This window comes from Halomonas sp. SIMBA_159 (assembly GCF_046536035.1).
Taxonomy (GTDB): domain Bacteria; phylum Pseudomonadota; class Gammaproteobacteria; order Pseudomonadales; family Halomonadaceae; genus Vreelandella; species Vreelandella venusta_A.
In genome coordinates this window covers 1-267 of sequence record NZ_JAWJBT010000710.1, presented here as the reverse complement: position 1 = coordinate 267, position 267 = coordinate 1, and the positions used below count along the sequence as shown (strand labels likewise).

At 65.5% G+C, this 267-nt stretch carries 1 pseudogene; it reads right to left on the bottom strand.

The window, feature by feature from the left end:
* Positions 1-267 (bottom strand): annotated as a pseudogene (locus tag R0J87_RS21045) (polyhydroxyalkanoate depolymerase); the annotation flags it as partial.

Below are 267 nucleotides of genomic sequence, written 5' to 3'. Positions count from 1 at the left end.
GGCACGGTGTGGATGACGTTGTTCTCGAACCACGACATCGGGTTCTGCGTGGCGAGGTTGTTCACTGCGGTGGGGCTGGAGCGCGCATCGATCGGCCCGCCCATCATCACCAGCGAACGCGGCGTCTTCTCGCCGTCGTCGGCCATCAGCGAGACGGCGGCCAGCACCGGCACGGTCGGCTGGCAGACGCTGACCACGTGCAGTTCTTCCGCGCCGATGTGGCGGATGAAGTCGCGGATGTAGTCGATGTAGTCGTCCAGCCCGAAC